Below are 6,910 nucleotides of genomic sequence, written 5' to 3' on the forward strand. Positions count from 1 at the left end.
GTGCCGCACCGGATCGTCGAGCGTGCGAGCGTCGCCCCGCGTTGACGGGCGTCGCTGACGAGGGGCGCGAGCGACCGGGCGGCGCCGACCAGCGGCCGTGCGGCGCCGACGAGCGGCTGGGCGGCGCTGACCGGCTCCACCGCAGCCCCCGCGTACGCTCCGCCGCATGACGAGCGACGATGCGACGATGCCGACCCTCGTGGCCACGGTGCTGCAGTCCCCCGAGCCGATCCGGCTCGCGCGCTTCTACGGGGCGCTCACGGGATGGACGGTGCACGAGGACGACCCGACCTGGGCACGGGTGCGGCCGGTCGACGGCGCGGGGCTGTCGGTGCAGTACGACCCGGAGTACGTCGCCCCGGTCTGGCCGAGCGAGGCCGGCGCGCAGAACATGCAGCTCCACGTCGACTTCCAGGTGGAGGACCTGCCCGGTGCCGTCACGCGGGCCGTCGAGCTCGGCGCCCGCGAAGCAGCGTTCCAACCGCAGGACGACGTCCGCGTCCTGCTCGATCCCGACGGGCACCCGTTCTGCCTCTTCCTGCCCGGCGCCTGAGCGAGGCCCGCGCCCGCGGCGGCCGCGGGCGAGCGGGCGGGCCGCGGGCTCGAGCACCGAGACTCGGCTGGGCGGACAGTTCCGTGGTCGTCCCGCCGCGAAGGTGTCCGCGGAGCCGAGACTCGGCCCGGGGTGAGCCCGGCCGGGCCGCGGCTCACTCGGTGGCGGCGAGCACGGCCTCCCGGGTGCGGGGGTCGCCGAGGATCCGGAAGTGCCCGCCGACCGGCAGCCGGACGTTCGTCGCTCCCGAGAGCTCCGACCCCTCCGGGATGAGCGTGTCGAACACCCCGTAGACCGAGGTGATCCGCGCGTTCACCGCGAGCTCCCGCCCCATCGCCGCCAGCACCGGGTCCGCGGCCCGGAACACCCGGAGGTGTGCGACGGGGGCCAGCCTCGCGAGCGACGAACCGCCGAACGGCGTGGACACCGCGACCATCCGGTCGATCCGGTGGTCGGGGTCGAGCGACGCCATCGCGTACTTGCCGATGAGGCCGCCCTTGCTGTGCGCCACCAGGAGCACGTCCCGCAGGTCGTGCTCCTCGAGGTAGGCGACGACCTCCTCGGCGGACACCGGCACCGGTCGGACGTTGTGGCGGAGGACGGGCAGCACGTGCACAGGGTGTCCACGGTCGTGCAACGCGTCCATCAGCGGTCGCATGAAGTGCCACGTCTCGTAGACGCCCGGGATGACCACGACGGGTGGTCGGTCGCCGTCGAGGTAGTCGTCCGCCGTGGTCGGCCCGAGGCTCCGCACCTGCCACCGGGCGGCGTAGAGCCAGTCGCGGACGGCCCACGCTGCGCGCGTGAGCAGACCGACGGGAGGCACGGATCGCCCAGCCTGGTCGGCCCGCGTCGTCGAGGTGGTCGGCTCGGTCATCCGAGTCGCTCCAGGGTCTCGACGCGCCGGAACTCGGTGACCAGGTCGGCGAACGCGACCGGGCGGTGTTCCTGCACGTGGTGCGCGCCGGGCAGCTCGACGAGGACTCCGCGGCGGGCGTGGGCGGCGACCCGAGCCGCCCAGGTGTGGCCCGCGATCGGGTCCCGGTCGCCGCGGACGACGAGCACCGGGACGTCGAGGCCGGCGACCCGCTCGAGGGTCGGGTAGCGGAGCATCGGGCCGAGCTCCCGGACGTACTGCCGGACGCTGCGCAGGTAGTCGGTGAAGACGACGGCGTTCATCCGGGGCCCCTCGACGAACGAGTCCCGTCCGAGGTCGACGGCCTGGTTGAACAGCGTCCGTCGACGATCGTCCACGACGGGTCCGACGAGCACGACCGAGCTCACCGAGTGCGGGTGGCGGCGCGCCGCCTCGACGGCGACCTGCGACCCCATCGACTGCCCGACGACGACCAGTTCACCGGCACCGCGGGCGCGGGCCGCGCGCACCGCGAGGTCGGCCAGTTCCTCGGCGTCGAGCCGTCGACCGGCCGGTGGCAGCCCGCCGAAGCCGGGGAGGTCGACGGCGACCGTCCGGTGCGTCCGGGCGAGGGCCTGCTGCGAGCGGGCGAACGAGCGGTGGGACATGCCGATGCCGTGCACGAGCAGCACCGTCGCGACCAGGGCGTCGTGGAGGCGACCGGCGGGCGCCAGCGTCCGGAGCCGCACGGGCAACCCGTCGACCGACACCGTCTCGACCTTCGCGCGCACGGCACCGACGTTACGCCCGGGTCCACAGTGCAGCGTCAGCGTCGTCATCACCGGTTGACAGGCACACGGTGTGCACTCGTCCCCATGAACGACAGCACTCCCGACACCCGGTCTGCGAACGCGCCGTCCGGACCCCGCCGGTACCCATCCGCTCCGGACGGCTGGGGCGCTGCGCCGGCCGCGGCTCCGAACGGGTGGGACGCCGCGCCGACCGCCGGACCGACGGTGACGGACACCCGAGCGCCCGGTGCGGACCCGTACGCCGTCGAGTGGGACACCGCGCGGCAGACACCGACTCCCTGGTACGGCAACGCCCAGGCCCGGCGACGCACGAAGCCCCGGCCGCCGTGGTTCTGGCCGGTGATCGCGGCGGCGGTCGGGGTGGCCGCGCTCCTCGTCGGCGGCGGCGTCGGCTACGCCGTCGGGCACGCGATCGGCGGCCAGCAGTCGCAGGGCACGTCGCAGTTCCCGGGCCGCGGGACGAACGGCTTCCCCGGGTACGGCGGCGGCACCGGACAACTGCCCGGCGGGACCCAGGGCGACAGCGGCACCCAGAGCGACGGCGGCACCCAGGGCGGCACCGACTCCGGGTCTGGTAGCTGAACCGCCCCGCCGCTATCCTCCGAGCATGCGGAAGGTCACCTCGGGGCTCTTCACCTCGGTCGACGGCGTGGTCGACGAGCCCTACAAGTTCCAACACGACAGCTTCGACGACGAGCTCGGCGCGGGCATGACGGCGTTCATGTCCCGCACCGACACGGTCCTCCTCGGTCGGAACAGCTACCTCGAGTGGGCGGAGTGGTGGCCCGCCCACGCGGACGACCCGTTCGGGCAGTGGATCAACCCGATGCCGAAGTACGTCGCGTCGACCACGCTCGGCGACGACCTGGCGTGGGAGAACAGCACGCGCATCACGGGCGACCTCGACGCGTTCGTCCGCGACCTCAAGCAGCAGGACGGCGGCGACATCGCGGTCACGGGCAGCATCTCCGTCGTCCGGCACCTGCTCTTCGCCGGGCTGCTCGACGAACTCCAGCTCATGATCCACCCCGCGATCGCCGGCCCCGGACGGCGGCTCTTCGAGCCGACGGACCCGCCCACGCGCCTGACGCTGGTCGACAGCACCGTGACGAGCAAGGGGAACGTGCTGAACACCTACGCGCGCCGGGACGCCTGACGGGGGCGGGACGCGCCTCCAGGGCGGGTCGGCGGTGAACGCCCCGGTCATCGGAGGTGCCTGAGCGCGCGTACCCTCGGAGGCGACCATCCGCCGTCCGAGGAAACCAGGGAGCTCATGCCGCAGGACACCCGCCCACACGTCGTCATCGTCGGTGGAGGCTTCGCCGGCATCGCGGCCATGCGGGAGCTCGCGGACGCCGACGTCCGGGTCACGCTCGTCGACCGCCACGTCTACAACATGTTCCAGCCCCTCATGTACCAGGTGGCGACCGGCGGGCTCAACGCCGGCGACGTGACGTACTTCCTGCGGAGCCTCCGGGCGAAGCAGTCGAACGCGGAGTTCCGGCACGGACTGCTCACCGGCATCGACCCGGTCGAGCGGATCGCCGAGATGTCCGACGGCGAGCACCTGCACTACGACTGGCTGATCCTGGCCAACGGCGTGAACACGAGCTACTTCGGGACGCCCGGCGCGTACGAGTACGCCTACTCGATGTACTCCCGGTCGCAGGCGCTCCGCATCCGCGACGAGCTGTTCACCCGGCTCGAGGAAGCCGCTGCGAACCAGGGCCCGGACGAGATCAAGATCGTGATCGTCGGCGGTGGCGCGACCGGCGTCGAGATGGCCGGTGCACTCGCCGAGCTCCGTGACCAGGCGCTCGTCGGCGCCTACCCCGAGATCGAGCGCGGCAACATCTCGATCACGCTCGTGCACCGCAGCGGCGAGCTCCTCAAGCCGTTCGCGCCGCGTCTGCGTCGGTACGCGGCGAAGATCCTCCGGAAGCGCGGGGTCGTCCTGCGGCTCAACACGGGCGTCGCCGAGGTCCGTCCGGACGGGGTCGTCACCGCCGAGGGCGAGTTCATCCCGGCCTCGCAGGTCATCTGGGCCACCGGCGTCGCGGCGCACAAGGAGGTCTCGGGTTGGGGCATGCCGCAGACCCACGGCGGCCGGATCCAGGTGGACGACGACCTCCGCGTCAAGGGTGTCGACCGGGTCTTCTCCGCCGGTGACATCGCCGCGCAGGACGACGCGCTCGCCCAGCTCGCCCAGCCCGCACTGCAGGGTGGTCGGCACGTGGCGAAGCAGATCAAGCGCCTGCTCGAGGGCAAGCCGACCGAGCACTTCAAGTACTTCGACAAGGGCACGATGGCCACGATCGGCACGAACGCCGCGGTCGCCCAGCTCCGCGGTGGGATCACGATGGTCGGCCCCGTGGCGTGGGCGGCCTGGGTGGCGGTGCACATCGCCTCGCTGCTCGGCAACGGCAACCGGCTGTCGACGCTGTCGCACTTCTTCGTGCGCTACCTGTGGTTCATGCGGAAGCGCGCCATCCCGATCGTCGGCGACGTGCGGCCCGTGCGGCCGAACGGCGACCGCGAGCCCGAGCCCTGGCAGATGCAGAAGGCCGAGTAGGCGCGGGCACTCCCGACGCGGTTCCTGCATCGTCTGCAACGAAACGCGCGTTGATCGACATGCGTTTCGTCGTTCCATGCACCCGCACCGGATGTGCGCGCATCATCCGACGTCCCGCGCGTCGTTCGACGCGCGCATCGTCGAACGCATCCCGCGGACGCGCGCGAGCGTGCGATCGGCCGCCGACAGACCGGCGCCGGACGCGATCCGACGACGGACGGGAGGCACGGTGCGGGCCGGCACCGTGCCTCCCGTTCGGCGGGTGGTGCGCGGGGCGCGGGGCGCTACGCGCCGCGGACCGGGAAGTACGCCCCGCCCGCGATGTCGTCCAGCAGGCCGACGCCCGTCGGCTCCCACCCGAGCAGCTCGCGCGTCGCGTCCGACGTCGCCGACATCTCCATCCCGAAGAAGCGCCCGATGAAACCGAAGTGCTCCTCGGCGTCCGCAGGGTCGACGGACGTGACCGGGAGGCCGAGCCCGGCCCCGATCGCCTCCGCGATGTCCCGCGTCGGGATGCCCGACTCCGCCACGGCGTGCAGCCGTGTCCCCGCCGGCGCCTGTTCGAGCCCGAGCCGGACGAGGCGTGCGGCGTCCGTGACGTGCACGGCGGCCCACCGGTTCGTGCCGTCCCCGACGTAGCCGGACACGCCTGTCCGCTGTGCTGCGGCGACGATCGCGGCGATGAACCCGTGGTCGCCGGTGCCGTGCGTGGTCGGGCTGAACCGGGCGGCGATGGCGCGGACGCCCTGGTCGACGAAGTCGAAGCCGCGGTTCTCGCTCCCGCCGCGCATGCTCTCCGGACCGACGAACGGGTTGTCGTCCGACTCGGTCGCGGGGCGGCCCTGCGCGAGGCCGGCGACCCCCGAGGCCACGACGAGCGGCCGGTCCGTGCCGACGAGCGCCGTCGCCAGGGTCTCGACGGCCGCGCGCTCGGTGGCGTTCGTGGCGGCAGGGTCCGTCCAGTCGTGCTTGTTGGCGAGGTGCAGGACCCCCTCGGCCTCGGACGCGCCCCGACGCAGGGCCTCGAGGTCGTCGAGGTCACCGCGGAGCACCGCGGCGCCCTTCGCGGCGAGGGTCTCGGCGGAGGCGTCCGAGCGGGCGAGTCCGGTGACGGTGTGTCCAGCGGCGAGCAGCTCGTCGACGGTGTGGGAGCCGATCCAACCGGAGGCCCCGGTGACGAACACGTGCATGTGCGTTTCCCTTCACGGTGTCCGTGGCGCTGATGTCACGAACTGACATCACCGTAGCACTCGATGTCAGTCGCTGTCATCAGTAGACTGCCGACATGGTCCGATGGCAACCCGGAACGCGCGAGCGACTGCAGGCGACGGCGATGCAGCTCTTCGCCGAGCAGGGGTACGACGCCACGACCGTCGCCGAGATCGCCGGGGCCACCGAGGTGACCGAGCGCACGTTCTTCCGGCACTTCGCCGACAAGCGCGAGGTCCTGTTCGCCGGGCAGGACGACTTCCTCGCGATGTTCGCCGACCCGATCGACCGCGCGCCCGACGGCACCGCGCCGTTCGTACTCGTGCGGGCCGCCATCACGGCCGCTGGTGCGTTCTTCGACCACGAGAAGCGGCCGTTCTCCCGCGCCCGCCAAGCGATCATCGAGGCGAACCCGGCGCTGCAGGAACGCGAACTCGGCAAGCTCGCGACCCTGAAGGTCCACCTGGGCGCCCTCCTGCGCGAGCGGGGCGTGGGCGAACCAGCCGCCACGATCGCCGCGGAGACGGCGGTCACGGTCTTCCACCTGACGTTCGGGCAGTGGATCGCGCCGGGCGAGGAACGGTCCTTCGAGGACATCGCTGCCGAGCGTCTCGACGCCCTGACGGAACTCGTGCACCCCGTTCGTTGAGGCTCCTCTTACCTCGGGCGAGCATCCTGTAACGATCAGGTCACGGTCCGCTCGTCGGTCCGGGCAGCAGAACGATCTCGCAGGAGGCGACGTGGCGACCACCACGATCTCGCCGGAGCGGACCCGCAGCACCTCCGCACCGGCAGGCACCGACGGCAGCACGCGCCGCGACGGCAGCACCCGCAGCGACCGCCGCACGCGCGGCGACGGCAGCGCGACTCCCCCGCCGCCGCTGACGACCCGGGCCCCGGCGCTCGAC

At 72.8% G+C, this 6,910-nt stretch carries 8 protein-coding genes; 5 read left to right on the forward strand and 3 right to left on the reverse strand.

What is annotated here, in order from left to right; translation table 11 throughout:
• Positions 1-166 precede the first annotated feature (166 nt).
• Positions 167-553: a VOC family protein gene (locus ACSW7Y_RS15110; protein ID WP_438127064.1), complete on the forward strand. Its 387-nt coding sequence runs from the start codon at positions 167-169 to the stop codon at positions 551-553.
• Positions 554-707: 154 nt separating this feature from the next.
• On the opposite strand, the gene ACSW7Y_RS15115 is transcribed toward ACSW7Y_RS15110, so the two are convergent.
• A complete protein-coding gene (locus ACSW7Y_RS15115) occupies positions 708-1,430 on the reverse strand; it encodes an esterase/lipase family protein (protein ID WP_438127065.1) in 723 nt (240 codons plus the stop codon).
• Positions 1,427-2,200 (reverse strand): alpha/beta fold hydrolase, encoded by a 774-nt coding sequence (locus tag ACSW7Y_RS15120; protein ID WP_438127066.1) that lies wholly within the window; start codon positions 2,198-2,200, stop codon positions 1,427-1,429. Before ACSW7Y_RS15120 ends, ACSW7Y_RS15115 begins: the two co-directional genes overlap by 4 nt.
• Positions 2,201-2,284: 84 nt before the next feature.
• Between ACSW7Y_RS15120 and ACSW7Y_RS15125 the strand changes: the two genes are divergently transcribed.
• From ACSW7Y_RS15125 to ACSW7Y_RS15135, 3 genes are all read left to right on the forward strand, one after another.
• Complete coding sequence (locus ACSW7Y_RS15125) at positions 2,285-2,803, forward strand: hypothetical protein (protein ID WP_438127067.1); 519 nt, start codon at positions 2,285-2,287, stop codon at positions 2,801-2,803.
• A 25-nt stretch (positions 2,804-2,828) separates the two neighbouring features.
• Entirely contained in the window at positions 2,829-3,377 is a 549-nt protein-coding gene (locus ACSW7Y_RS15130) for a dihydrofolate reductase family protein (protein WP_438127068.1), read from the forward strand.
• Positions 3,378-3,494: 117 nt separating this feature from the next.
• Positions 3,495-4,793 carry an NAD(P)/FAD-dependent oxidoreductase gene (locus tag ACSW7Y_RS15135; RefSeq protein ID WP_438127069.1) on the forward strand — a complete coding sequence of 433 codons (1,299 nt, stop codon included), beginning with the start codon at positions 3,495-3,497 and terminating at the stop codon, positions 4,791-4,793.
• A gap of 284 nt (positions 4,794-5,077) precedes the next feature.
• Here the strand turns inward: ACSW7Y_RS15135 and ACSW7Y_RS15140 are convergent, their stop codons facing one another.
• A complete protein-coding gene (locus ACSW7Y_RS15140; protein WP_438127070.1) occupies positions 5,078-5,983 on the reverse strand; it encodes an SDR family oxidoreductase in 906 nt (301 codons plus the stop codon).
• Positions 5,984-6,078: 95 nt separating this feature from the next.
• On the opposite strand from ACSW7Y_RS15140, the gene ACSW7Y_RS15145 reads away from it, so the two are divergent.
• Complete coding sequence (locus ACSW7Y_RS15145; RefSeq protein ID WP_438127071.1) at positions 6,079-6,651, forward strand: TetR/AcrR family transcriptional regulator; 573 nt, start codon at positions 6,079-6,081, stop codon at positions 6,649-6,651.
• Positions 6,652-6,910 lie beyond the last annotated feature (259 nt).

It is taken from the genome of Curtobacterium flaccumfaciens (assembly GCF_051548005.1).
Classification (GTDB): Bacteria; Actinomycetota; Actinomycetes; order Actinomycetales; family Microbacteriaceae; genus Curtobacterium.